The following is a 24,731-nucleotide window of genomic DNA, read 5'->3' as shown; positions in this document are numbered from 1 at the left end:
CGTAACTTATCGAGGCGCTACTGGATTTAACTAACGGTGCTAGTTTTTCGCGCACCCTGCAACGAAGCAGCGCGAGGAGTGCACTGTGAGCCGCTACAGAAGCCGTCCGCGTTCCACGTCCAACCGCCTGACCGCCGCCGCGATCGCCGCTGTGGCCTGCGTCTGTGTCGGCGCGACCCCCGTCGGCGCCGCCACCGGGACCGACACGGAACCTGTCGTGTCCCGGGGAGTCACCATCCCGGCCTTCTACACCCCGCCCGCCCGACTGCCCGCCGCCAACGGCGCCTTGATCCGGCAAGAGCCCTTCCCTCTGGGACTCTCGCTGCCCGGCCTCGACGGCCGCCCCCTGCCCGGCACGGCCACCCGCCTGATGTACAAGTCCACCGACTCGAGCGGCAACCCCGTCGCGGTGACCGGCGCCTACATCGAGCCGTCGGCGCAGTGGAAGGGCGCCGGGCCCCGCCCCCTGGTGGCCGTGGCCTCGGGGACCATGGGCCAGGGCGACCAGTGCGCGCCCTCGTTCGCCCTGCAACACCCGCTCACCGTCAACGGGGAGACGCTGTCCGTCGGCTACGACAACCTGGCGATCTACCGTCTCCTCCTCACCGGAGCGGCCGTCGTCGTCACCGACTACGTCGGCCTGGGCGCCACCGACCGTCTGCACACCTACGTCAACCGCCTGGACGAGGCGCACGCGGTGCTGGACGCCGTCCGCGCGGCGCGCGCCCTCCCCGGCACGTCCCTCACCTCGGGCTCCCGCATCGGCCTGTACGGCTACAGCGAGGGCGGCGGCGCCAGCGCGTCGGCGGCCGAACTCCAGCCCACCTACGCGCCCGACGTCCAACTGGCCGGCACCTACGCGGGCGCGCCGCCCGCCAACCTGACCGCGGTCATGAAGGGGATCGACGGAAGCGCCCTGGTCAGCGCCCTGGGCTGGGCGATCAACGGCTTCTCCCAGACCTACCCCGACGTGCGCAGCGTCACCGAGGCGAACCTCAACGACGCCGGACGCAAGGCTCTCGCCGACACGTCGACCATGTGCGTCGGTGAGGCCGTCATCGGCTACGGCTTCACCCGGAGCACGGCGTGGACGACCAGCGGCAAGTCCATCGCCGACATCATCGCCGCCGAACCCCGCGCCCAGGCCGTCCTCGACGATCAGCGCATCGGGACGCTCAAGCCGGCCGGTCCGGTCCGTGTGGCCACCGGCATCAACGACGACATCGTTCCGCACGGCCAGGCCCGTCAGTTGGCCGTGGACTGGTGCCGCAAGGGCGGCAACGTCACCTACGAAGCCGTCGAACTGCCCAACCTCGGCGACAGGATCCTCACCAACCACCTCGCCCCCCTCCTCACCGACCAGGGAGCGGCGATCTCCTGGCTCACCGACCGTCTGGAGGGCGAACCGACCGGGTCCAACTGCTGGACGATGCCCTTCCAGCCCTGATGGCGTCATCCGGCGGCCCGCCCGCCGTGGCGGGCGCTCCCGCCCGCGCTCAGCCCGTCCGCCAGGCCGACTCGAGGGCCGTCCGGTTGGCGCGCAGAAGATCGTCCAGGTCCGTCTCGTAGAGCGAGTCCGGCACGTCGTCGGAGAAGATCTCCAGGACGCAGGGGCCGCGGTAGCCGGTGTCGTGCGCGGCGTGCAGCAGTGGGCCGACCGGGATGTCGCCGGTGCCGACCGCGCGCCGGTCCATCCGCGAGCGGGGTGTGCGCCAGTCGCTGGCCTGGAGCAGGAACAGGCGGTCGGGAGCGTCGCCGAGGCCGGTGACGAGGTCCGGGTCCTGCCACAGGTTCCACAGGTCGAGGCAGACGCCCACGTTCTCGCGGTCGACCTCCTGGACGATGTCGAGCGCCTGCCGGTAGGTCCAGATGGCGGTCTCCGCGTTGAGCAGGACGGGATTGAGGGGTTCCAGCGCGATCCGTACGCCGTGGTCGGCGGCGATGTCCGCCAGTTCGCGGTGGTGGGTGACGACCTGGCGGATCGCCTCGTGCAGGTTTCCGTCGGGCGCCGGCCCGGTGTTGGTGACGAAGACCGCGCCCGGGGCGAAGGGTGCGATCAACTCCACGCTGCGGCGGAAGCGGGCCAGCCGGTCACGCCGACCGGCGGGGTCCGGCTGGGTCTCGCTGGGGAACACGGTCCGTACGAGGGGCTGGACCGAGCTGATCGGCAGTCCCGTCTCGGCGACCGAGGCGAGTTGTGTCTTGGCACGGTCGTGGTCGTCGTGGAGCTTGGTCTCGCACAGCTCCATCGCTTCGACGCCGAGTCGGGAGTAGTGCGCCAGGTCCTCCTCGAAGGACCAGGGCATGGTGGTGAACTGGTTGACGCCGTAGGGGAACGGGAACGGGAACGGGGGCGTGGGGCTGTTCATACGAGTACTTCCGTGTCGTTCCTGCTGTCGGTCAGGAAGCCGGTGACCGTCCGCTGGAACCTCTCCGGCTCGTCGAAGAACGGCGCGTGGCCGCTGTGCTCGAAGAAGACGGTCCGGGCGTCCGGGAGCGCCTCGCCGACCCAGGCGGGGCCCTGCCAGGGGAAGACCTGGTCCTGACGGGCCACTAGGACCAGGCTGGGCAGCCGGATCGTGGGCAGCAGGTCGCGCCAGTCGTGGCGGGTGTGGTCGGCCATCAGCGCGTTGCGTGCGTACGGGGGTGACTTGGCCATCTCGGCCAGCAGCAACTCCCGCTCCTGCGGAGTGGGTTCGCTCGCGAAGATGGTGTCGATCTGGTCCTCGTCGAAGGCCGGGGGATCGCAGGTGAGCTGCGTCTGCAGGGCGGCCAGGGAGGGCTCGTCGTAACAGGTGGCGTGTGCGTGCTTCCAGTCCGGTGCGTAGTACTGGCGGGGTGCCTGCTCGACGTACACCGCGCGGGCCAGGCGGTGGCTGCCGAACAGCTCCAGATAGCTCCAGATGACCGGGCAGCCCAGTGACCAGCCCAGGACGGTGACCTCGCGCAGGTCGAGTTCCTCGAGGAGCTCGAACAGGTCCTTGGCCAGCCTCGACACCCGGTAGCCGTGGCGGGGTTTGCCGGAGTCGCCGTGACCGCGCAGATCGACGGTGATGACGCGGGCGTGTTCGGCGAGGGCGTCCACGTTGCGGGTGAAGAAGCGGCCGCTGAAGCCCCAGCCGTGGAGAAGGAGGAGAGGGGGACCGGAGCCCCGTTCCTCGTAGTGGATCGTGACGCCGTCGCTGGTGGTCATGTTGCCCATGGCTCTCCTTCGACGTGGATGGTGTGTCCCGCCGCGGTTCCTCATCAGCGGTGGTTTGCCGGGGTGTTCCCGGAGTGCCGGTCTCAGTGCCGCTCGGTGCCCGGCCCCGGCGGCACAGGGGAGAGGTCCTCACCGAGGGCGGCCACGGCGGCGGCCCCGTGCCCCGCCGCGAGCAGGGGCGTGCGAATGTCCTGCTCCAGGTCGGGCAGGTAGCCGAGGAGGACGTCGGCGGGGCCCTGGATCCGCACGCGGCCCAGCGCAGCCGGCAGCAACAGGCTCCGGGCCCGCCCCAGCCGCTCGGACCGGCCACCGGACTCCACGGTGACCGGGGCACCGGCGTTGCTGACGATCAGCGCCGTGGAGAAGTCGTGCACCAGTGGGGCCGTGGTGCCCGCCCGCCACCGCTCCAGCGCGAAATACGGGCCGGCGCACAGCACGGTGCGCTCCACACCGTCGTCGACCTGGATGCTCAAGCCGGAGTGGAACTCGGGGCGTGGTCCGGGACGCCACTCGTCGAGCAGCCGCCCGAGGTTGGTGTGCCACTCCTCGTCGTCCAGTTCCGCGCCGTCCTCCATGCGCCGGCGCATGGCGTGCTGCTGGATGTCGGAGGTCTGCTCGATCTCGTAGACCAGGGTGTCCGGGCCGAAACCGTGCAGGGCGCCGCCGGGTACGTAGACGGTCTGCCCGGCCCGCACCGGAAGCCGGCGCATGACCGCGTCGAAGTCCTGTGCGAGCAGGGCCCGGTGCAGCGTCTCCCGGTCCACACCGGCCTTCACCCCCACCAGGGCGGTGGCTCCCGGGGCCGCGTCGAGGATGTGCCACGCCTCGGTCTTGCCGTGAGGCTCGCCCTCCAGCCGGCGTGCGGTGACGTCGTCGGCGTGCAGATGGACCGGGAGGGCACCGGCGCCGTCGATGAACTTGGTCAGCCACGGGAAGTGCGGGCCGCGCCATCCCGGCCCCACGAGTTCGTCGGGGTGGTCCTCGGCGAGCCGTCGTAGCGTGAGCCCGGCCAGCGAGCCGTCCGCGACCTGTGCTCCCTCGCCGTCCACATCGCTGACCTCCCAGGTCTCGGCGACCGGGCCGCCGGGCAGGCCGGTGCGTCCCAGCCGTTCGGCGAGGGCCCGGCCGCCGAAGACGTGCTGCTTGACCGGGGTGGTCAGCCGCAAGGGATACCAGTCCACGGTCACTCCTGGTTCCTGATGGCAGCTTCCTGGTGGCATGCTTCCTGATGGGGCGTCAGAGAATGGGCTGACCGCCGGTGACGGCGATGCGCGCGCCCGAGACGTACGCGCCCTCGTCCGAAGCGAGCAGGACGTACACCGGGGCGAGTTCGGCCGGCTGCCCGGCCCGTCCCAGCGGTGTCTGGCCGCCGAAGCCCTCGACCTGCGCGGGCGGCATCGTGGCGGGGATCAGCGGCGTCCAGATGGGGCCGGGTGCGACGCTGTTGACGCGGATGCCCCGCTCGGCGAGCGACTGGGACAGCGAGCCGACCATGTTGGCCAGGCCCGCCTTCGTCGCGTTGTACGCCAGCAGGCCCGGTGGCGGCGTGTCGGAGTTCACCGAACTGGACGCGATGATCGACGCACCTGGCTTCATGTGCGGCACCGCCGCCTTGCAGAGGTGGAACATGGCGCTGAGATTCGTCGCCAGCGTGTGGTTCCACTCCTCGTCGGGGATCTCCTCGATCGAGTCGCGGAACATCTGGAACGCCGCGTTGCTGACCAGGACGTCGAGCCGGCCGAACTCCTCGACGGCCCGTGCCACCACCTCTCGGCAGTGGGCGGGATCGCTCAGGTCACCGGGCACCACAACCGCCTTGCGGCCGGCCTCCTCCACCCAGCGCGCCGTGTCGCGGGCGTCGTCGTCCTCCTCGTCCAGGTACGAGATGAGCACATCGGCGCCCTCGCGGGCGTAGGCGATCGCGACGGCCTTGCCGATGCCGCTGTCGCCACCGGTGACCAGGGCCGCCTTCCCGGCAAGTCGCCCCGATCCGCGGTAGCTGTGCTCACCGTGATCGGCCCTGGGCCGCAGTTCCGCCTCGGTACCCGGAGGCTGTTGCTGCTGTGCGGGCTTGTTCATGGGGACGTACCTCGTTCTCTTTCTTTCTTTCTCTTTCCTTGCGTTTCCGGTCGCCTGGCAGGGTGCGTGCCTTCCCGCCTTCGGCCGGGGCCCCGTCGCCGCGGCCGCGGGACCGGCAGGGGTGCCCCGACCGAGCGGGGACTGGCTCACCGGAAGGGAGGTGGTGGTGCCGTCGGACCTGAGTGGATGGCGACGTCAAAGGACCCGAAAAAAGGGAGGGGCGTCAGTGCCCCGTCCTGTCGAGCGGGTTACCCGGGTGCGTGGGGACAAACGAGTCCTCACGGGACAACGAGTCCTGACGGCAAGCGCCCGACGTAAGGAGACCCGATGGCCCCGCCCCGGAATCGTGCACAGGATGTCCACAAGGGAGAGGGGAAAGGCCACACCGACCGTGAGGGACCGAGCGGCCGCGCGCTGCTCACGGACCCGCTGAACAACAAGGGCATCGCCTTCACCCACGAGGAGCGGGAACGCCACGGGCTGGTCGGGATGCTGCCGCCCGCAGTGCTCTCGCTGGAGCTCCAGGCGCGCCGCGCCTGGGAGCAACTACAGGCGCAGCCGGATGACTTGGCGAAGAACGTGTACCTGGAGCAGCTCCACGACCGCAACGAGGTCCTCTATTTCCGGCTGCTCTGCGACCACCTCACCGAGCTGCTGCCGATCGTGTACGACCCGACCGTGGGCGAGGCGGTCAAGCGCTACAGCCACGAATACCGGCGTCCGCGCGGCGTCTATCTCTCCATCGACCGCCCCCAGGACATCCGCCCCGCGTTCGAGGCGCTCGGCCTCGGCCCCGACGACGTCGACCTGCTGGTGGCCACCGATGCGGAGCAACTCCTCGGCATCGGCGACTGGGGCGTCGGCGGCATGCAGCTCTCGGTCGGCAAGCTGGCGGTCTACACCGCCGCCGCGGGCATCCACCCGGGGCGGGCCGTTCCGGTGATGCTCGACGTCGGCACCGGAAACCAGGCGCTGCTCAACGACCCGCTGTACGTCGGCAACCAGCACAACAGGGTGCGCGGCGAGGCGTACGACTCGTTCGTCTCCGCCTTCGTGGAGGCGGTGGGCGAGCTGTTCCCGCACGCGCTGCTGCACTGGGAGGACTTCGGCCCCGGCAACGGCCGTCGGCTCCTCCAGCGGTACGGCGCGAAGATCTGCACATTCAACGACGACATGCAGGGCACCGGCGCGATCACGCTGGCCTGCGTCATGAACGCGGCACGGGTCACCGGCACGCCCATGCGGGATCAGCGGATCGTGGTCTTCGGCGCCGGGACGGCGGGCGTGGGGATCGCCGACCAACTGCGCGACGCCATGGTCCGCGACGGACTGGACCGCGAGGAGGCGACCCGCCGCATCTGGTGCGTGGACCGCCAGGGCCTGCTGCGGCAGTCCACCGAGGGACTCCGCGACTACCAGCAGCCATACGCGCGGCCCGACGACGAGTGGCCCGACGACAGGCCGGCCGACCTGTCGAGCGTGGTGGACCAGGCACAGCCGACCGTGCTGGTGGGAACCTCCACCCAGCACGGGGCCTTCACCCAGGACGTGGTGCGCTCCATGGCCCGCCACGTGGACCGGCCGGTCGTCCTGCCGCTGTCCAACCCCACGGAGAAGATCGAGGCCATGCCGGCGGACGTGCTGCGGTGGACCGGCGGCAAGGCCCTGGTCGCCACCGGCATCCCGGTACCTCCGGTCGAGATGGACGGCACCACGTACGTCATCGGCCAGGCGAACAACGCCCTCATCTACCCCGGGCTGGGGCTGGGAGCCGTCGTGGCCCGCGCCGAGCGGATCACCGACGGCATGCTCCAGGCCGCGGCGGAAGCCGTCGCCGGCCTCGCCGAACTGTCGGAGCCCGGCGCCGCCCTGCTGCCGGAGGTGGAGAACCTGCGCACCTCGTCGGCCGTGGTCGCCGCGGCCGTCGCCCGCCGCGCCGCCGAGGAGGACGTCGCCCGGGCCCGCCTGGACGACGTGATCCAGCAGATCCAGGACACCATGTGGCAGCCCGAGTACGGCTGACAGGACGAGGCAGCGTGAAGGCTGAGCGAGCGCTGCGCTTCCCCCGGTGGTCACTGTTCGACGTGCCCGGCCGCGGTCTTCGGGAGCGCGAGCATCACGAGTCCCGCCACGAGGTAGAGCACCGCGGAGATGACCAGGACGATGCTGAGCGCGTGACCGTAGTCGGCCCGTCCCGGCACGCCGGTCGTCGGTCCGTCGACGGCAGCGAAGAAGATCGTGCCGAGAACGGCGATGCCGATGGCGCCGCCGATCTGGTTGACGGTGGAGAGGACGCCGCCCGCCGCGCCCGCGTTGCGTCCGGGGACACCGGCGAGGACGACGTTGACGAGAATGGGTGCGGCGAGGCCGAGTCCGAGGCCGCCGATGAACAGTGCGAGCGCGAGCAGCCAGTATCCGGGGACGCTGCCGTCCCGGATGACGGCCAGGAGCACCAGCTGAGATGCCGCGATGGTGAGCGAGCCGGTGACCAGCAGGGTTCTGCCCGCCTTGGCGGCGAGAGCGACGCCGACTCCTGAGGTGACGATCGAGCCGAGGGCATAGGGCAGGATCACCAAGCCGGTCTCCCACGCGGTCCGGCCGGTGCCCGCCTGGAGGTAGACCGACAGGGTGAGGAAGAACGAGCCGATACCGCCGAAGAAGAGCGTGGACGCGCCCAGACCGATGGCGAAGGCGCGGATCCTGAGCAGGGCCGGGTCGAAGGCGGGTTCGCCCCCACGCCTGGCGAGGCCGCGCTCGTACGTGAGGAAGATCGTGAGCACGACGATTCCGGCTGCCAGGAGAACGTAGCCGGCCGCGGTCCATCCCCATGTCCCGGTCTGGATGATCGGCAGGAGGAGGAGCAGGATGCCCGAGGCCGCGAGAAGCGCACCCACGAGGTCCAGTCGCGCGGTAGAGGCGGAACGGGACTCCGGCAAGACCTTGGCCCCGACGACGAGGGCCAGGACCGAGATGGGGACGTTGATCCAGAAGATGGTGCGCCACCCCAGACCGAACAGGTCAGCCTCGACGAGGAGCCCGCCCAGCAGTGGGCCTGCGACCGAGGCGAGCCCCTGGACGGCCCCGTAGGCGCCGAACGCCTTGGCGCGCTCTGCCGGGGCGAACGATGCCCGGATCACGCCGAACACCTGCGGGACCATGATCCCCGCGGTCAGTCCCTGCGCTGCGCGCATGCCGATGAGCATCCCCGGATCGACGGCGAGCGCGCAGAGCGCGGAGGTGACCATGAAACCGGCCAGCCCGATCATGAACAGGCGCTTGCGGCCGAACTGGTCACCGAGCCGGCCGCCGGTGATCAGTCCCGCGCCCAGGGCGAGGGTGTAGGCGGCGATCGTCCACTGGATCTGAGCGTCGCTCGCTCCCATGTCGCGCGCCATCGCCGGGGCCGCGACGGTGATGATCGTCGCGTCGACGAGGTCCATGAAGGAGCCGAACAGCACGACCAGGAGCGCCAGGTTCGCGCCTGCGCCGGAGACGAGTGCTGGGGGAGTGATGGGGGCCAGTGTGCCCTCTCGGGGGGTCTGTGGAGCGGTCATGCCGGACAGGGTCACAGCTATAGTTGCCATCGAATGACCGTTTTCCGGAGGGATGGGCTCATGGCTGTGACCTCCGCGCGAACGCTCAGGCTGCTGTCCATCTTCGGCGTCGGCGCCACCCTGACCGCCGAGCAGCTCGCCGAAAGACTCGGAGTCTCCGTCCGGACCGTGCGACGCGACATCGACACGCTCAGAGACCTCGGGTACGAGATCGAGGCCGTGCGCGGGGCGGGCGGAGGCTACCGGCTCGGCCGCGCCACCCGGCTGCCGCCGGTCGTCTTCGACGAGGATCAGGCGGTCGCCGCGGCCGTCGCGCTCCAGACCGTCCCCGCGATCCTCTCCGGCATCCGCGAGAACTCCGCCCGCGCCCTCGCCACGCTGCAGCAAGCGATGCCCGCCCGCAGCCGCATCCGCACCGAACCGTTCACCGTCTCCGCAGCGCGCAACTACTGGGAATTCCCCGCAGCGCCCATCGACGCCGAGATCATCCGGATCATCGGTGGTGCGATCAACCGGCAGCACACCGTTCGTGTGGACTACACCGGCGCGAAAGAACCGACGACACTCACGCTGGAACCGCACGACCTCGTCGTGTGGGCGGCACGGTGGTACCTCGTCGCGTTCGAACCGGCTGCGGACCGATGGCGCGCGATGCGCGTCGACCGCCTCGAACCAGGCATGCCCACCGGGAGAACTTTCGACCGCCGCGATATCCCGCACGGTGATCCGGTCGCGTTCGTCATGACTACACACGACCGCGGTGACACCCCGGCGGAATGGCCATGTCGCGGGTCAGCGCTCGTCGCACTGCCTGCGCCCGTCGTCGCCCGGTTCGCCCCCGGCGGGTCGACCGTCGAGTACGCCACCGACTCCAGCTGCCGACTCACGCTGGGCGCGTGGTCCTGGGCGGGGCTGGCCGGACTGCTTCTGACGTTCGACGCAGACCTCACGGACATCGAACCGGCGAAGCTCAGACAGGCGCTGCGTTCCCTGCGCACCCGCATCGACGAAGGACTCAGGTGTGACGCGTGAGTTCAAGGGATCTCGGTCGATGACCTCCTCGCCCGTGATCCGGCACGCTCGCGCTCTCAGCTTGGGAAGCGATGGCGCTTGCGCGCCCGATGTGGCTCTGACCTGCGCAGATGCCTAGCTTCCGAGAGCGTTGCGCGGGGTGGATCCCACCGCTGTTGACCGTGGTTGACCGCCCTTACGGGCACGCTGTGGGCACGACGTCGGAGTACGCGGTCCGGGGATGGCCGACGGACCTTCGGAGGTCCCAGCCTGGCTCAGGCGCCGCGGATCACGCGTCGGATCCGGGCGTGTTCGCTCCGCGCCCGCGACGGCGGAGCAGGAGCAGCCCCCCGAGGAGGGCCGAGGCCCCGGCAGCGGACCAGGCCAGGACGCCGTCCGCCCCGGTGTCGGCCAGATCGTGGGGGGCGCCGCCCTGCGGGCGCGTCCCGCCGCCTGCCGCGCGGCCCGAGGCGTCGTCCGCCGTCTTGGTTTCGCGTGCGGCGCCCGGCGCGGACGCGCCGGCGTCCTCCGGGTCCCGGGTGTAGGTCAGCGTGCCGTAGCCGAGGTGGTCGTAACTCCAGCCGGCCCCGCCGCGCGTCCCGCCGCCGTCCTCGGGCGTGAGCTTGTCCTTGTAGGCCGTGATGTTCGGTACCTCCAGCCCCCGGCGCACCGCGTAGTGGTTGTGGATCAGGGCCCAGATGGGACGGGTGCTGCCCCGGCCCTGCTCGCTGATCTCCGGTTCGGTGTGCAGGGCTCCGGCCTGGCCCGCCACGCGCCGGCCCATGCGGCGTGAGTACGAGGTGTAGGGAACGTCCTTGCCGAGGTTGTAGCGGGCGACGTACTCACAGCCCTTCATGAACCGGTCGTCGTCGTACCCGTACAGGTCCTCGCCCAGGTTCCAGGCCATCTCGCAGAGCGCGCCCATCCAGCCGACACCGGCCATGGTGTGCTCCTGGTCCCGGCCGCTCTCCTCCCACTGCCCGAGGACGACGCCGTCCGCCTCCTCGTGCAGGACGGGGACGGCCCGTCTGACACAGCCGTTGCCGTCGCCGTTCTTGAAGTACTCCACCGCCCGGTCGATCTTGGCCTGGTCCTCGGTGAGCCCGCCGATGGCGATGATGGACGCCAGGGTGCACAGTTCCCAGTTGGCCCGGTAGTTGCTGGGGACGGCGTCGTTGTGGTTGACCAGGAAGGAGTCGTTCATCGGGTAGAAGATGTCGACCAGCATGGACTGGAACCGGCCGAGGTCGAATCCGTCGTAGTCGCGCATGATCTCGCCGGCGTTGGCCAGCTGATACCCCTGGATGCCCGCCATCAGGTACCGGTCGGCGTTCCCGCCGAGCTCCTTGAGGGTGGCCGACCAGGAGTTGAGGATGTCCCGCGCCTTGTCCGCGTGCCGGGCGTCCCCGGTGATCTTCCAGCGCAGGGCGTTCTGGTAGGCCGCGGCGGTGTCCCGGAAGAGCAGGTGGACGTTCGCGTCCTCGCCACCGCGGATGACGGTGGCGACGGGCCGTGGCCGGTAGTCGGTCGCCGAGTCCCGGCTGCTCAGCAGCCGCTTCCAGCCGTCCGTCCAGGGCTGCGCACCCGCCTTGACCTTCTCGGCCATCCGGTCGAAGTCGGCCTGCGTGTGCAGCAGCGCCGGGTGGGCGAACCCGCGCTTCGGGGCCGTCGGCACGGCTGACGCGGTCCCCGTGGCCGCCCCGATCGCGCCGGCGTCGGCACCGGCCGCGCCGGCGAGCTTCAGCATCCCGCGACGGCTGAGCGAACGGTCTGTGGTGGCCTGCTCCATCGAACTGTCTCCTGGTTCTTCTCCGGTCCTGTACCGAGGAGACGCGCGCCGCACCGGTGCATAACAAAAACTGTCCGGCGGCCCGATGGGCGAGCGGTGTCGTGTGTGCGGGCGCGGTTCGCCGAGCCGAGCGGACGGTGCCTCGCCCCCATGCAAGGGGCCGTATCGGAGGAATCCGATACGGCCCCTTGAACATGTACGGCGAACGCGCGGGGCCCGCAGGCCCGGGGCACCTACGGGGTGGCGGTGCCGTCCTTGCGCACCAGCCGGTCGTGAGCCTCTTCGAGCCGGTCCGTGATCTGCTCGACGCCGATGGCGTCAAGGCCCTTCTGCCGTCCGGACACGGCAGCCTTCGCCGCCGACGACGCGGAGGCGAACAGGGCCCAGGATTCGGCCGTGTGGTCCGCCTGCTCCGGACGTCCGATCTTCTCCAGGGCGTCCCGGATCGGTGTCGTGTCCACCGTGCGGTCCACGTCCCCGGAGATGGCGTTGAACGCGTCGAGAACGATCTTTCCGGACTTGAGGACGAACTTCGCCGTGTGCGCGCCGTCGGGTAGACCGCGGAGCGCGTACGTCGCGAGGCGCTTGTCGGTCGCGGCCGTCTTCGCGTCCCGTGCGATCAGCTTTCCGTCGACGTAGACGTCGAGGACGGCGGTGCCGTCGTTGCCGCCGATGACGTCGATGCCCGTGCCGGTGAACGGGACGGTGAACGACGAGCCGGCGGTCGTGCCGGTCGACGTCGACCGGTACCAGTCCATCGCGTCGCCGAAGGAGGCTTTCCGGCTCCACGTGCCGTCGTAGGCGACCGAGCTGTCCATGTTGTCGAGCTGTGCGCGGGCGTAGGGCGTGTACCCGTCGATCTTCTCGACCTTCAGGTTGTCGAACGCCGTCTTGTGGAAGTCGCTTCCGAGCTTGACGCGGCCCTCGGTCTGCGGAGTCGGGTCCTGGTACGTGGAGACGGCCTTGCCGTCGATGTAGGTCGTGATCGTCGCGCCCTTCGCCTCGATGGCGAGGCGGTAGCCGTCGGACGCCGCGACCGTTCCCGACGTGACGGCCCTGCCGTATTCGTAGAACGTCCAGGCGCCGGTCGGTGCGATGCGCACGTTGTAGGCGGCGTCGCTGATCGCCATGCCCTTCTGCTGACGGACGCCCAGGGAGGCGAGTCCGCCGGCCGGGTCGGGGAACGAGACGTCGACCGAGGCCCGGTAGTTCTCCCAGCGGAAGTCGCCGACCGTCGTGTTCGGGGTGTGGCGGTTCCAGGCGCCGGTGTCCTTCATGGACTGGTCCATGTACTGGTACAGGACGTTGTCGCCGCTCGCGTCCTCACCGACCTCCCAGGCGCCGGTCTGGTCGACCATGTAGCGCGGCTGGTTGCCGCGGGACCTCAGGTAGGGCTGGGACGCCTTGTGCGCGCCGTCGCCGGTACCGACCTGGACCCTGCCCTCCTCCTCGTACCCGAAGTCGTCGGCGTACAGGACCTTGTCGCGGGTGTTGTGCTTCTTGCCGGTCGCGTCGGTGTCCAGCACCGTGCGGTCCCGGGACTCGGGCAGGCGTTGCTTCGTCGCCTTGTCGTGGCTCTTGTCGAGCGTCGTCAAGGTCACGATCGACCTCGGCTTGACCGTGTAGGTGTAGTACCCGGCGCCGCCGGGCCGGATCTCGTCGACGAGGCGCTTGAGGTTCGCGTCGTAGGGCCGGCCCGCGTCCGGTCCGCGGGTTTCCCAGATCTCCATGGTCGGGTCGGAACCGAGTCGCATGTTCTCGGCCTTGATCCGGTAGGTCTTGGGCTGGTCGCTGTCGTTGACGACGATCGTGGAGAAGTCCTTCTTACGGGGGTCCGCGAGCGTCATGTAACTCGGGGCCCCGTTCGAGCCGTCGACGTTCTCGGTGCCGCTCACCCCGCTGTAACTGGCCTCCGGCACGGTGCGCCAGATGCCCGCCGTGTTCGTGTCGTTCTCCCAGCCGGTCTTCGCGAACTGGGTGAAGTGCTGCATCACGTAGATGGCCGCGTCGTAGTGGAGGTGGCCCGACCACGGGTCTCGCGCGCTGACGAGTTCCTTGTGGCTGTACTGCGCGCCTTCGTAGAAGGAACCGATCGCCGGCTGGAAGACGTAGTGCGTCCGCTTCGAGTTGGCGTAGCCCTTGACGGAGCGGTTCGCGAGATCGAGGGCGCTCTGGACGCCGCCGATACCGGTGCTCGTTCCGTTCGGGCCCTCGGTGTTGTTGACGCGGTAGTCGGTGTAGCCGAAGGAGCCGACCCCCTCGCTGTACCAGACTTCCTTGTCCTCGCCGTACTTGTTCTCACCGGTCGCCAGCCTGGTGTACGGCAGATTGGTGTCGCTGCCGACGGGCCCGTCGCGCCGGTCATCGGTGTTGTAGTGGTAGCCGACCGCGTCGACCATGCCGAAGAGTTCCGCGTCGCTGAGCATCGACGGCCCGAAATTGTGGGTGGTGTTCTCGTCGGCGGCGATGATCTTTATGCCGCGGTAGGCCTTCTCGGCCTGCTCCCGCTTTTTCGCCGGGATGCCGTAGCGGGGATCAGCGAAGTCCGTGTCGGCCAGAATCGCCTTCTTGTACCACTTGATGAAGGCCTCGTCCGGATCCCGCGTCTCGTTCGTGTCCGGGTTCACGTAGTCGACCATGTACCCGTATTTCTCGTACGCGTCGAGAATCGTCTCCTTGTACCACTTGTACATCTCGTCGGAGCCGGTGCCCTTGTTCCACTCGTTCTGGACCCAGCGGGGCATGACCCAGCGGAGAATCGAGACCTTGAGCTTCGGGTTGACCGTCTTGGCGTCCGCTGCCAGCTGGAAGCCCGGGGAGCGCGACGCGTCGGCGAGTTCGTCCGCCGTGCGCATGGTCGCCGGATCGGAACCGGTCGACGTGTTCGTGTCCGAACCCATCTCGACCTTGACATGGTTGATCAGGGGGTTCTTCCCACCGAACAGCACGCGGATGAGCTGCCAGTACCGGCCGGGGTGCTCCGCCTTGTAGTCCATCAGCAGGTTGCTCGTGCTGTTGCAGCTGAGCACGCCGAGGCCCTTGTAGGTCAAACCGTTCACGTTGTCCGCGCGAACGTCGTCCCCGTTGACCACGACCTCCACGGGACCGTCCGCGGTGTGGGCGGCGGGAGCGGTGATCACTCCGGCCGCGAGTGCCATGGTGGTTGCCGCGGCAAGCGACATCCAGCCGAGTCTTCGCTGTGTGCCCATTCCGCTTCGACTCCTAGTTCTCGTGGGGCGTACCGACGCCAGACGTTCGAGATGCCGAAAGGTGTCCGCGATTCCGGGAGGACCGTAGGTGGTAAGCGATTTCTACGTCAATCCCTCTGCACGTCATGCCAATTGAGGTCCCCTCGGCGCCCTCACCGGCTGGAAAACGCATGGACGCCGAGGCGGCCGTCGCGGGACAGTGCCGCGCTCGGCGGGGGAGTGGGACGGTGTAGTCATCTGTCCGTCGGCATTGGCCCCGTGGCGGGGATCCGGCGTCAGGCGAGGCGGAGGGCCTCATGCGTCTCCCCTGCGCCGAGTGGTGTGTCGCCCTCGTCGCCCCCGGCCTCGTGCCGGGCGCGTCGGCGGTGGCGGACCAGAGCGAGGGTCCGGGCACGAGAGGCGGCGAGGAGACGTCCGTCATCAGGGAGCGCGAAGGCCATGGAGTAGGCCGGGGTCAGGAGGCGCTTGTGCGGCCGCGGATCCGTCAAGCCGCGTCGGCGGGGCGTGTGGTGCCGTGGAAGACCTGGCTGGCGTGCCAGGCGCGGTGGTCGGCTGCGACAGGGCGTACGCCTGGCTGTGGGCCGATGAGCGGACGGCCCGCGAGTGCGACGACGTGCTCGCGGGCGGCGGGGCTGCCGACGAAGTGCTGGGACACGAGTATGCGGTGGCTGGCCTCGACTCCGAGAACGCCCTTGTCGAAGAGCTTGTGGTGCAGCGAGCAGAGGCACAGCCCGTTGTCGACGTCGTCCGGTCCGCCGAAGGCCCACCAGCGTACGTGTGCGGCTTCCAGTCCGACCGGAACCGTGCCGATCCTGGCGTCGTAGCCGCGGAAGGCGCACCGGTACTCGTAGGCGGTGAGGACCAGTTCGCGCATGCGCCGGTCCCTCTGTCCGCGCGCGGGCACGAGGTGCCCGGTCTCCGTCGGCTCCAGTTCCAGGCGGACGGCTTAGCACAACTCGCTGTGGAGCGAGGGCGGGAAGTGCAGGTCGAGCAGTAACCGCGCCATGCGTCACAGCAGTTCGGGTTCGCCTTGCAGGGCGGTTCTGAGTCCCGGTGCGAGCCGGCCGGTGGCGCCCGTCTCCCGGAGAACCCGCACCCCGGTCCCGGGGCTGCCGTGCCCATGGTCGGTACGCAACTCCGCTACAGCGCGGTGGAGAAGGACCTGCAGAGTCTGCTGACCGAGTACGGCCCACCCAACAGGACAACGCCCGCCTACCCGTTCCACCACCTCGTCAGCGACGGCGTGTGGGAAGTCAACGCTCGATTCTGAGGAAGCACCCATCAGGGGAAAAACCGCTGATGGGATGTCAGGCGCGCTACTAGCGTCACGATCGTCACGCGGGCACTCAAATGCCCCACCCACCCCAAGCGGGACGGGGGGGGTCTGACCTGGAGTGGAGCGGGCGATGATGGAGGTTCTGGACGGCGCCGGACGGGGGTGAATGAGACCAGAACCGAGACCAGAAAGTGCCGGCTTGGCCCTGATCAGCACGGCCGAGGGTTGTGGGTCGGCTGCCGCGCCCTGCCCGCGCGCCGCCCCGGTGACGATGACGACCTTGCCCTCCAGCTTGTTTCCACCGCCCGGTTTACGGGCGCAGCCGGGGGCGCTTCCGGGCGGTCGGCAGCGGCACTGGGTCCGCCCCGGCGACCACGGTGTTGGAGACGGTGCCGATGCCCTCGACGGTGAGGGTGACGGTGTCGCCGGGCCTGAGCGATGGTGGGTCCTGGCGGCCGCGTACGCCCCAGAGTTCGGCGAGGCAGCCGCCGTTGCCGCAGGTGCCGGAGCCGAGTACGTCGCCGGGGCGGACCCAGGTGCCGCGGGAGGCGTAGGCGGTCATCTCCTCGAAGGTCCAGCTCATGTTGGACAGCAGGTCCTTGCCGACGACCTCGCCGTTGATCTCGGCGGTCAGCGCCAGGCGCAGGAATCCGTCGCTGTCGCGGTAGGGCTCCAGCTCGTCCGCGGTGACGAGGTGGGGGCCGAGGGTGGTGGCGGTGTCCTTGCCCTTGCAGGGGCCGAGGCTGACCTGCATCTCGCGGGACTGGAGGTCGCGGGCGGACCAGTCGTTGTAGATGGTGTAGCCGATGATGTGGTCGCGGGCCTGCTCGGGGGTGAGGTCACGGCCCTCGCGGCCGATGACCGCGGCGACTTCGAGTTCGAAGTCCAGTGCCTGGCTGCCGGGCGGCACGGGGACGTCCTCGTGAGCGCCGATGACCGCGTAGGGGTTGGTGAAGTAGAAGGTGGGCGCGTCGTACCAGGCGTCCGGGGCGCCCGAGACTCCGTCGATGCTTCGCCGTACACCCTCGACGTGCTCCTCGAACGTGACGAAGTCGCGTACGGACGGCGGTTGGAGCGGCGGCATAAGTCGCACCTGGGAGACGTGCGGGCCGCGCGGCACGTCCAGGCTTGCGTTGCCCGCCTCTCGCAGTGCTTCGGGACCGGCCTGGAGCAGGTCGAGCAGCGTCCCCGTGCCTGGGCAGGGGTAGAGGGCGCCGTCGTCCTCGACGGTGGCGAGACGGCTGCGCCCGTGCTGTTCGTACGTGGCGAAACGCATGGCATTCCTAGGGAGCTGGGTGGGTTGACACAGGCCGGGGGCGCGGCGGCAGGGCAGTGCGGAGTGCGCCGAGCCCCCGGGGGCCAAGGGGTCAGACCGGCGGAGCGACGAAGACGCCGCGGTCGACGTCGTTGTGCATTTCCTTGGCGATCATCTCGTTCATCGGGTTGGACGTGCCCCACTGGTCGGCGTTCTCGGGCTTCGTCAGGTCGTAGATGTGCGGGTGCCAGGTGTCCTCGTCCAGCTTTTCGAGCTCCGTGGTGTACTCCACGGTGTTGCCGTGCGGGTCGAGGAAGTACGTGAAGGTGTTGTCGCCCGCCATGTGCCGCCCGGGGCCCCAGATCTTGCGGGTGCCGGAGCGCATCACGCGGCCGGAGCCGCGCATGTACTCGTCGATGCCGCGCATCTCGAAGGAGAGGTGCTGCAGGGAGGTGTGCGGACCGCTGGCAATGGCCATGGAGTGGTGCTGGTTGCTGATCCGCATGAAGTGCATGACCTCGCCCATGTGCGGAATGCTCATCGTGTCGGACAGCCGGAAGTCGAGGTGCCGCTCGTACCAGGCGCGGGTGGCATTGATGTCGGTGGAGTTCAGGACGACGTGCGACAGACGGACGGGGATGGACTCCTTCTCCTCGACACGACGGTGCCGGCGCGCCTCGACGTCGGCCGAGACCTCGATGGTGCGGCCGTCGATGTCGAAGAAGCGGAAGCCGTAGCCGCCGCCGGGGGTGTCGACCTTGCCCGGCTGGGAGATCAACTGCACTCCACCCGCGAGGAGTTGCTCGGCGAGCGTGTCTACGTCGGCGGTGTTCGCCGCGCCGTAGGAGATGAGGTCGAGGCGCTTCTCCTCGGCCTTGCGGAGCCGGACGATGTACTGCTCGGGGGAGCCCTCGGCGGCCAGGAAGGAGATGCCGGAGTCCTCGGCCACCTTGGTCAGGCCCCAGACGCCGGCGTAGAAGTCGAGCTGCTTGTCGTAGTCCGGCACGGCGAGGTCGACGTGCCGCAGGTGGGTGAGCAGACGGTTGGTCATGTCGGGCTCCTCAGGTGAGACGCAGCAGCGCTGCCGCGTTGCCGCCGCGTACGGCGTGGAAGTGGGGGTCGGGCAGGTCCGTGACGTCGCGCAGAGCGCCGAGCGGGTCGTCGGTGCCCATGTCGAAGGGGAAGTCGGAGCCGAGCAGCACCCGGTCGGGGCCGGCCACCCGGATCAGCTCGCGCAAGACGTCCGGGTCGTGGACAAGAGAGTCGAAGTACAGCTGCTTGAGGTAGCTGCTGGGCGGGTGCGCGCAGCCGCGGGTATCGGTGCGGGCGAGCCAGGCGTGGTCGGAGCGGCCGATGTGGGTGGGCAGATAGCCGCCGCCGTGGGCGGCGACGACGCGCAACCCCGGGTGCCGGTCCAGGACTCCGGAGAAGATCAGATGGGACAGGGCGACGGCGTTCTCGGTCGGTTGGCCGACGGTGTTGGACAAGTACCACCGGTTGAGGCGCTCGTCGAGCGTGCATCCGAAGGGGTGCAGGAAGAGGATCGCGCCGGTTTCCTCGGCCCGTGTCCAGAACGGTTCGTACGCGGGGTCCGACAGTTCGCGTCCCGGCGCATGGCTTGAGATCTCGACACCGCGCAGGCCCAGGCCGAGGGCGTGCTCCAGGGCTTCGACGGCGAGGCCCGGGTGCTGGAGCGGGACGAGGCCGAGGCCGTGCAGCCGTTCCGGGGCCTGGGCGACATGCGCGGCGGTGCCCTCGTCGGCCAGTTCCCACACCGCACGGGCCAGGTCCTCGTCGGCCCAGTAGTGGTAGTGCGACGGTGACGGCGAGACCAGCTGGACGTCGATCCCGGAGGCGTCCATCGCGGCGAGCCGGGCCTTGACGTCGGTTAGCCTCGGGAAGCGGTCCCGGAACATCGGGCCGCTGACGGCGATGGCCTCGGGGCCGTTGCGGCGGGCGTCGAGATCGCGGGCCTCGGCCAGCCCGGGGTGTCCGGCCACGGCGTCCTCGACCTGAGGGAGCAGGACGTGCGCGTGGACGTCGATCGTGGGTGCGCTGTCCTGGGAACCCACGGGGTTCACGGAGTTCACGGGGTCTCCTTCAGGACGGACATCGTGCGGCCCATCAGACCGGGTGCGTCGGCGTCACGGACGCCGTCCAGCTGCCACTGACCGAGTTGCACGGACGCTTCGACCACCATGCGGACACGGTCGATCCGGCGTTCGTAGAAGCCGGTCAGCAGGGCGTCGAGGGAACTCCAGTCCTGCTCCTCGCTCAGCATCTCGGCCAGTACGGAGGCGTCCTCCAGCGACATGGCCGCGCCCTGGGCGAGCGTGGGGGGACAGACGTGGGCCGCGTCACCGATCAGGACGACCCGGCCGCGGTGCCAGGCGCCCTCGACGAGCAGCCGGTCGAACCAGGTGTAGTTGACCTCGGCCGGGTCGGTGATGCTCGCCGCGATCTCCGGCCACGCACCCCCGTAGGGCGCGGCCAGCCGCCGCATCTCGTCCGCGTACGAGGCCGGGTCGATGGAGGCGCGGTCGCGGTTGGCCTCGACGAGGTAGGCGTAGATGGTGTTCTTGCTGGTGGGGCAGTAGCCGGCGATGTAGCAGGTTCCGCCGTAGGCCAGGGTCATGCGCTCCACGCTCTCGGGGCGGGGCACGGGGACGCGCCAGATGGCCATGCCGGTCGGTTCGGGCTTGTCGCTGATGCCGATCATCGCGCGCGTGCGGGAGCCGACGCCGTCGGCGGCGATGACAAGGTCGTAGCGACCCACGGTGCCGTCGCTGAACCGGGCGGTGACGCCGGACGCGTCCTGGACCAGCTCCTCGGCGGTGGTGCCGAGGCGCACCGCCGCGCCGCTCTCGAGAACGGCCTCACACAGAATCTCCTGGAGCCGGGGCCGCTGCATGCCGAAGATCGAGGGCAGGTCGTCCCCACCGGTGCGGAAGTCCTGCTGGACATGGAACACGGTCCCGTCGGGCGCGGCCATGCCGACGGCGTCGACGGCGTAGCCGCTCTCCCGGACCTTGTCCCACACGCCCACTTCGCGCAGCACGCGCAGCGCGTTGCCCTGGAGGGTGATGCCGGAGCCGAGCACGTTCCAGTCGGGCTTGTCCTCGATCAGTTCCACGGCGATGCCCGCCCGCCGCAGCAGCACGGTCACGGCGTTGCCGGACGCGCCGCCGCCTATGACGAGGACGGTGCGGGGACGGGGGTCGTTCATGGGTTCTCCCTGAGATGGTGCCGCGCGACTTCGAGCGGCAAAGGGGGTGTTGCGGGCCGGGCGGGCGAGGGTGGCGTAGCCGTCCGGGCGCGGCCCGCCCGGCCGTCCAGGGCGTTACTTGACGGCGATGGGATTCACCGGTGAGCCGACGGACCCTGTGATGGGCAGTGGCGCGGCGGTGAGCCAGAACTCGTACCGGTCGTCGGCGGCGCAATGTGCGGCGAGGGCGTCGAGGTCCCACATCTCACCGATGAGCAGACCGATGTGGGGGATGGCGACCTGGTGCAGCGGCTGGAAGGCGTGGTCGAACTCGTTGGGCCGCACCTCGAAGCCCCAGGTGTCGGTGGCGATCCCGGCGATCTCGCTCCGGTGCAGCCAGCCGGCCGTGCTGAAGCTCAGCCCCGGCGCCGGCCCGCCCGCGTAGTCGCCCCAGCCCTCGCGACGGGCGCGGGCCAGCCGCCCGGTGCGCACGAGGACCAGGTCGCCACGACCGACGGTCACGCCGTGCGAGGCTGCGGTTGCGGTCAGGTGCTCCTCGGTGATGGCGAAGCCGTCGGGCAGTTCGCCGTCCTGGCCGATGACCAGGCCCACGTCGAGGAGGACACCCCGCCCGGCGACGTGCGGAGCCATGTGCTCGATACCGGTGACCAGGTCTCCTTCGGAGGTGACGACCTTCTCCGCCGGGCGGCCGTTCCACGCCTTGCCGTGATCGAAGATGTGCCCGAGCCCGTCCCATTGGGTGGAGCACTGCAAGGGCATGGCGATCACGTCGTCGGCGCCACCGAAACCGTGCGGAAAGCCCTGGCCGCCCAGAGCGGCGTCGGTGCCGGTGGCGAGCATCGTGTGCACCGGGTTCGTACGCCGCCGCCAGCCCTTCTGCGGGCCGTCCATGTCGAAGGCCTGTGACAAGGAGAAGCTGACGCCGTCGCGGATCAGGGCCGCACCCTCGCGGCGCTTGGTCTCGTCGAGGAAGTTGAGCGTGCCGAGCACGTCGTCCTCGCCCCAGCGGCCCCAGTTCGAGTACGCCTTGGCGGCCTCGGCGATCGCCGCCTCGGGATCCGTACGGTCGATACGGTCGGCGCTCATCGGGCCTCCTCCGCGACACAGCGGGTGCGCTGGGCGCCGAGCCCGGTGACCGAGCCGTCCATCACGTCGCCGTCGCGCAGCAGCCGGCCCCAGTGGATGCCGTTGCCGGCCGGGCTGCCGGTGAGGACCAGGTCGCCGGGGAGCAGTCGGGCGGTCTGGGAGATGTACGAGACCAACCGTGCGACGCCGAAGATCATGTCGTTGGTGGACTCGTCCTGCATGGTCTCGCCGTTGAGTTTCAGGGTGACCTGCAGGTCGGACGGGTCGGCGATGGAGCCGGCCGGGACGATCCACGGGCCGAGCGGGGTGAAGCCGGGGGCGTTCTTGCTGCGCAGCCAGTCGGTGCCGATCGGGGGCATGTCCCGGCGGAAGACGGTCGCGCGGTCGGTCAGGTCATTGGCGATGGTGTAGCCCGCGACGTACTCCAGCGCCTCCTCCACGGTGACCCGGTAGGCGGGGCGGGAGATCACCGCGGCCAGTTCCAGTTCCCAGTCGGGCTTCTCGGCCCAGGCGGGCAGCACCACGTCGTCGTAGGGACCGCTGATCGTGGTCGGCAGGCCGATGAAGACGTACGGGAGGTCCTCGGCGGCCCGCTTGTCCATGACCGCCGCGACCTCGGCGCGGGCCTCCTCGACGGTGCCCGGGGCGTCCGGGGCTCGGTGTGCGACCGCCAGGTCGATCACGTGCTGCCGGTAGTTGGCGCCGGACTGGAAGATCTGCCGGGGCTCGACGGGCGCCTGCACCCACAGGTCATCGAGCGACAGCCATTGGCCGGCCGGATCCGCCGCGAGAGCGTGCAGGCGAGGCAACGTATCGTCCCAGCGCTCCAGGAGCGTAAGGGTCGTCAGCGCGGGTTCACCCATTGCCGTGCGCAGGTCGAGCACCCGGCCGTCCGGCGCCACGAGGCCGGGGAACGCGGCTCCGCCCGAGGCGGAGAGAGTGCCGATGGCGAAAGGGCCCGAGAAGGGTGCGAACGGTGCCGACGCGGCTGCGGATTTCACGGAGATGTCCTCCCGATTGCGGTCCCACTAATCTGGCCCGTAGCTTGCAATCAGGGAAATCGATTTCCTGTATATAAGAATCCAGCCGGTGAATACCGATGGTGCCGGCTCCGGAATTGGGACGCTTCGTGAACTTGGCCAGCCTGGACCTCAACCTCGTCGTTGCCCTGCGCGCCCTCCTGCAGGAGCGCAACGTCACCAGGGCCGGCCAGCGCATCGGGCTCAGTCAACCCGCGATGAGCGCGGCACTGGCCCGGCTTCGCCGCCACTTCGACGACGACCTGCTCGCCCGGGTGGGCGGAGGGTACGAACTGACCGCCCTCGGGCAGGCCCTCCTCGACCGAACCACCACCGCATGCGACCTGTTGGAGCGCGTCTTCGCCAGTCAGGCCGAATTCAACCCCTCCCGCGAGGAACATGAGTTCACGCTGATCGCCTCGGACTACGCGGTTGCCGTCTTCGGCACCGAACTCGCCCGCACCATCCAGGCCGAGGCACCAGGCATCCGGCTCAGGTTCAAACAGGTACCGAACGAAATCATCGACAGCACCGGGTCTCTGCTCAGCACGGTGGACGGGCTGCTGCTCCCCCACGGCATCATTCGCGGCTTCCCCGTGGTCGAGCTCTACCAGGACAGCTGGGTCTTCCTCGTCGCGGACGACAACCCCGAGGTCGGCGAGCAGCTCACCCTCGACGACCTGGCCCGACTGCCGTGGGTGACGTACCAACGAGCCTACGACGCATCCGCCGCCCGCCAGATCGCCATGCTCGGCATCGAGCCGCGCGTGGCGGTCTCCGTCGACAGTTTCCAGCTGATGCCACTCCTGGTCGCAGGTACCCGCCGGGTAGCTCTCCTTCAGAGGCGTCTCGCCGACGAGCTGGACGGAATCGCACCCGTCCGCATCATGGAACCGCCCTATGACGCCGTGCCGATCCAGCAGGCCTTGTGGTGGCATCCGGTCCACACGCACGACGCGGCGCACATGTGGCTGCGGGAGACGATGGCCCGGGTCGCCGAGATGATGGAGGCCGGTCGGCCCGCGATCTCCCGTCCGCCGAAATGAGGGTGGGGCGAGATGCCGTCAGGCATCGCGGGGGCGTCGGCGGGTAGGTCGGTCATGCGGCGCAGGCGCCACATGAGCACGTCGCTGATCGAACCGGCGGTGCTCAGCTCCCGCCGCACGGCGGCCATCCCGACCTTCGGCACGCTCGACCTGGACGAGATCACCGCTCCCCGTGTCCGCGAGTGGCGAGCCGAGCGAATCCGCACCACCGGGGCCAAGACGACCGTCGCCAAGGCGTATCGCCTCCTCAAGGGCATCCTGGAGACAGCCGTCGACGACGACCTGATCAGCCGTGATCCGTGCCGGATCAAGGGCGCGGGCAAGGAGTCCGCTGCCGAAAGGCGCATCGCCACCGTCTCTCAGGTCGACGCCCTCGCCGACACGATCGGTGTCCGCTGGCGCCTCATGGTCTACCTGGGTGCGTACGGTCCTTTGCGGCCGGGGGAACTGGCTGGCCTTCTTCGCCGGGACGTCGACCTCGACAACCTCGTGATCCGGGTCCGCGTCGCCGAGCCCGAGCGGACCAACGGCGGGCGCGCTCCCGGCGAGGCCAAATCCGAGGCAGGCGTCCGTGTACGCCAGGAAGATCGATGGGGTTCCGGAGGAGACGGCTCGGGTGGCACGGGCTTCGTTTCCGAAGGGCAGCCTGGCCATGCGGATCGGTGACGAGCTGGGCGAGCTGTTCCCGGACGCGGACTTCGCAGGGCTGTATCCGAGCAGGGGGAAGTCGGCGTGGTCGCCAGGCAGGCTGGCACTCGTCTCAGTCATGCAGTTCGCCGAAGGCCTCTCAGACCGGCAGGCCGCGGATGCAGTGCGCGGACGTTTGGATTGGAAGTACTTGCTAGGGCTGGAGCTGGCCGATCCGGGGTTCGACCACTCGGTGCTCACCGACTTCAGGGACCGGCTGATCGCCGGAGATGCTGGGATCGAGCTCCTGGAACCGGGTCCTTGAGGCTGCCGGGAGCACGGCTTACTCAAG

General features: G+C 69.7%; 18 protein-coding genes and 3 pseudogenes. 7 read left to right on the top strand and 14 right to left on the bottom strand.

Annotated elements, in window-relative coordinates; all coding sequences use genetic code 11:
- The first annotated feature begins 85 nt into the window (after nucleotides 1-85).
- Nucleotides 86-1,447 (top strand): lipase family protein, encoded by a 1,362-nt coding sequence (locus ACZ6TU_RS06270; RefSeq protein WP_469547052.1) that lies wholly within the window; start codon nucleotides 86-88, stop codon nucleotides 1,445-1,447.
- A 49-nt stretch (nucleotides 1,448-1,496) separates the two neighbouring features.
- Here ACZ6TU_RS06270 and ACZ6TU_RS06265 read toward each other — a convergent pair whose 3' ends face one another.
- The 4 genes from ACZ6TU_RS06265 to ACZ6TU_RS06250 all read right to left on the bottom strand — a co-directional run bounded on the left by ACZ6TU_RS06265 (nucleotide 1,497) and on the right by ACZ6TU_RS06250 (nucleotide 5,281).
- Nucleotides 1,497-2,369, bottom strand: coding sequence for a sugar phosphate isomerase/epimerase family protein (locus tag ACZ6TU_RS06265; protein WP_469547050.1), 873 nt, complete (start codon nucleotides 2,367-2,369; stop codon nucleotides 1,497-1,499).
- Entirely contained in the window at nucleotides 2,366-3,202 is an 837-nt protein-coding gene (locus tag ACZ6TU_RS06260; RefSeq protein WP_467674634.1) for an alpha/beta fold hydrolase, read from the bottom strand. Before ACZ6TU_RS06260 ends, ACZ6TU_RS06265 begins: the two co-directional genes overlap by 4 nt.
- 83 nt (nucleotides 3,203-3,285) lie before the next feature.
- A complete protein-coding gene (locus tag ACZ6TU_RS06255; protein WP_469547048.1) occupies nucleotides 3,286-4,383 on the bottom strand; it encodes a class I mannose-6-phosphate isomerase in 1,098 nt (365 codons plus the stop codon).
- A gap of 55 nt (nucleotides 4,384-4,438) precedes the next feature.
- Nucleotides 4,439-5,281: an SDR family oxidoreductase gene (locus ACZ6TU_RS06250; protein WP_467674638.1), complete on the bottom strand. Its 843-nt coding sequence runs from the start codon at nucleotides 5,279-5,281 to the stop codon at nucleotides 4,439-4,441.
- Nucleotides 5,282-5,608: 327 nt separating this feature from the next.
- On the opposite strand from ACZ6TU_RS06250, the gene ACZ6TU_RS06245 reads away from it, so the two are divergent.
- Nucleotides 5,609-7,303, top strand: coding sequence for an NAD-dependent malic enzyme (locus ACZ6TU_RS06245; RefSeq protein ID WP_469547045.1), 1,695 nt, complete (start codon nucleotides 5,609-5,611; stop codon nucleotides 7,301-7,303).
- Nucleotides 7,304-7,353: 50 nt separating this feature from the next.
- Here the strand turns inward: ACZ6TU_RS06245 and ACZ6TU_RS06240 are convergent, their stop codons facing one another.
- Entirely contained in the window at nucleotides 7,354-8,835 is a 1,482-nt protein-coding gene (locus ACZ6TU_RS06240; RefSeq protein WP_469547042.1) for an MFS transporter, read from the bottom strand.
- A gap of 60 nt (nucleotides 8,836-8,895) precedes the next feature.
- Here ACZ6TU_RS06240 and ACZ6TU_RS06235 point away from each other — a divergent pair, with 60 nt between their 5' ends.
- Nucleotides 8,896-9,867, top strand: coding sequence for a helix-turn-helix transcriptional regulator (locus ACZ6TU_RS06235; protein WP_467674644.1), 972 nt, complete (start codon nucleotides 8,896-8,898; stop codon nucleotides 9,865-9,867).
- A 268-nt stretch (nucleotides 9,868-10,135) separates the two neighbouring features.
- On the opposite strand, the gene ACZ6TU_RS06230 is transcribed toward ACZ6TU_RS06235, so the two are convergent.
- From ACZ6TU_RS06230 to ACZ6TU_RS06220, 3 genes and pseudogenes are all read right to left on the bottom strand, one after another.
- Nucleotides 10,136-11,635: an alginate lyase family protein gene (locus ACZ6TU_RS06230; RefSeq protein ID WP_469547039.1), complete on the bottom strand. Its 1,500-nt coding sequence runs from the start codon at nucleotides 11,633-11,635 to the stop codon at nucleotides 10,136-10,138.
- A gap of 233 nt (nucleotides 11,636-11,868) precedes the next feature.
- Entirely contained in the window at nucleotides 11,869-14,844 is a 2,976-nt protein-coding gene (locus ACZ6TU_RS06225) for a GH59 galactosidase (RefSeq protein WP_469547037.1), read from the bottom strand.
- A 484-nt stretch (nucleotides 14,845-15,328) separates the two neighbouring features.
- Nucleotides 15,329-15,988, bottom strand: a pseudogene (locus tag ACZ6TU_RS06220) (phosphorothioated DNA-binding restriction endonuclease); the annotation flags it as partial.
- Between ACZ6TU_RS06220 and ACZ6TU_RS06215 the strand changes: the two are divergent.
- A pseudogene (locus tag ACZ6TU_RS06215) lies at nucleotides 15,980-16,099 on the top strand (phosphorothioated DNA-binding restriction endonuclease family protein); the annotation flags it as partial. The pseudogenes ACZ6TU_RS06220 and ACZ6TU_RS06215 overlap by 9 nt on opposite strands.
- A 331-nt stretch (nucleotides 16,100-16,430) precedes the next feature.
- On the opposite strand, the gene ACZ6TU_RS06210 reads toward ACZ6TU_RS06215, so the two are convergent.
- The 6 genes from ACZ6TU_RS06210 to ACZ6TU_RS06185 form a co-directional block, all read right to left on the bottom strand.
- Entirely contained in the window at nucleotides 16,431-17,396 is a 966-nt protein-coding gene (locus ACZ6TU_RS06210; RefSeq protein WP_467674650.1) for a fumarylacetoacetate hydrolase family protein, read from the bottom strand.
- Between the two features lie 91 nt (nucleotides 17,397-17,487).
- Nucleotides 17,488-18,426 carry a VOC family protein gene (locus ACZ6TU_RS06205; RefSeq protein WP_469547035.1) on the bottom strand — a complete coding sequence of 313 codons (939 nt, stop codon included), beginning with the start codon at nucleotides 18,424-18,426 and terminating at the stop codon, nucleotides 17,488-17,490.
- Nucleotides 18,427-18,436: 10 nt separating this feature from the next.
- Nucleotides 18,437-19,465 (bottom strand): amidohydrolase family protein, encoded by a 1,029-nt coding sequence (locus ACZ6TU_RS06200; protein ID WP_469547032.1) that lies wholly within the window; start codon nucleotides 19,463-19,465, stop codon nucleotides 18,437-18,439.
- Complete coding sequence (locus tag ACZ6TU_RS06195) at nucleotides 19,462-20,601, bottom strand: FAD-dependent oxidoreductase (RefSeq protein WP_469547029.1); 1,140 nt, start codon at nucleotides 20,599-20,601, stop codon at nucleotides 19,462-19,464. Before ACZ6TU_RS06195 ends, ACZ6TU_RS06200 begins: the two co-directional genes overlap by 4 nt.
- Before the next feature lie 114 nt (nucleotides 20,602-20,715).
- On the bottom strand, nucleotides 20,716-21,687 hold the full coding sequence (locus tag ACZ6TU_RS06190; RefSeq protein ID WP_467674658.1) for a cyclase family protein: 972 nt from the start codon (nucleotides 21,685-21,687) through the stop codon (nucleotides 20,716-20,718).
- The gene (locus tag ACZ6TU_RS06185; protein WP_469547369.1) at nucleotides 21,684-22,694 is read right to left on the bottom strand and encodes a fumarylacetoacetate hydrolase family protein; all 1,011 of its coding nucleotides are present in this window, start codon (nucleotides 22,692-22,694) and stop codon (nucleotides 21,684-21,686) included. The genes ACZ6TU_RS06190 and ACZ6TU_RS06185 overlap by 4 nt, the downstream gene beginning before the upstream one ends.
- A gap of 122 nt (nucleotides 22,695-22,816) precedes the next feature.
- Between ACZ6TU_RS06185 and ACZ6TU_RS06180 the strand changes: the two genes are divergently transcribed.
- The 3 genes and pseudogenes from ACZ6TU_RS06180 (at nucleotide 22,817) to ACZ6TU_RS06170 (ending at nucleotide 24,704) form a co-directional block, all read left to right on the top strand.
- Nucleotides 22,817-23,752 (top strand): LysR family transcriptional regulator, encoded by a 936-nt coding sequence (locus tag ACZ6TU_RS06180; protein WP_467674660.1) that lies wholly within the window; start codon nucleotides 22,817-22,819, stop codon nucleotides 23,750-23,752.
- 114 nt (nucleotides 23,753-23,866) lie between these two features.
- A pseudogene (locus ACZ6TU_RS06175) lies at nucleotides 23,867-24,328 on the top strand (tyrosine-type recombinase/integrase); the annotation flags it as partial.
- A 76-nt stretch (nucleotides 24,329-24,404) separates the two neighbouring features.
- Complete coding sequence (locus ACZ6TU_RS06170; RefSeq protein WP_467674662.1) at nucleotides 24,405-24,704, top strand: transposase; 300 nt, start codon at nucleotides 24,405-24,407, stop codon at nucleotides 24,702-24,704.
- Nucleotides 24,705-24,731 lie beyond the last annotated feature (27 nt).

It is taken from the genome of Streptomyces sp. NPDC052064, assembly GCF_055585925.1.
The sequence above is the reverse complement of the archived record's forward strand: the minus strand, read 5'-3'. Positions and strand labels throughout refer to the sequence as shown.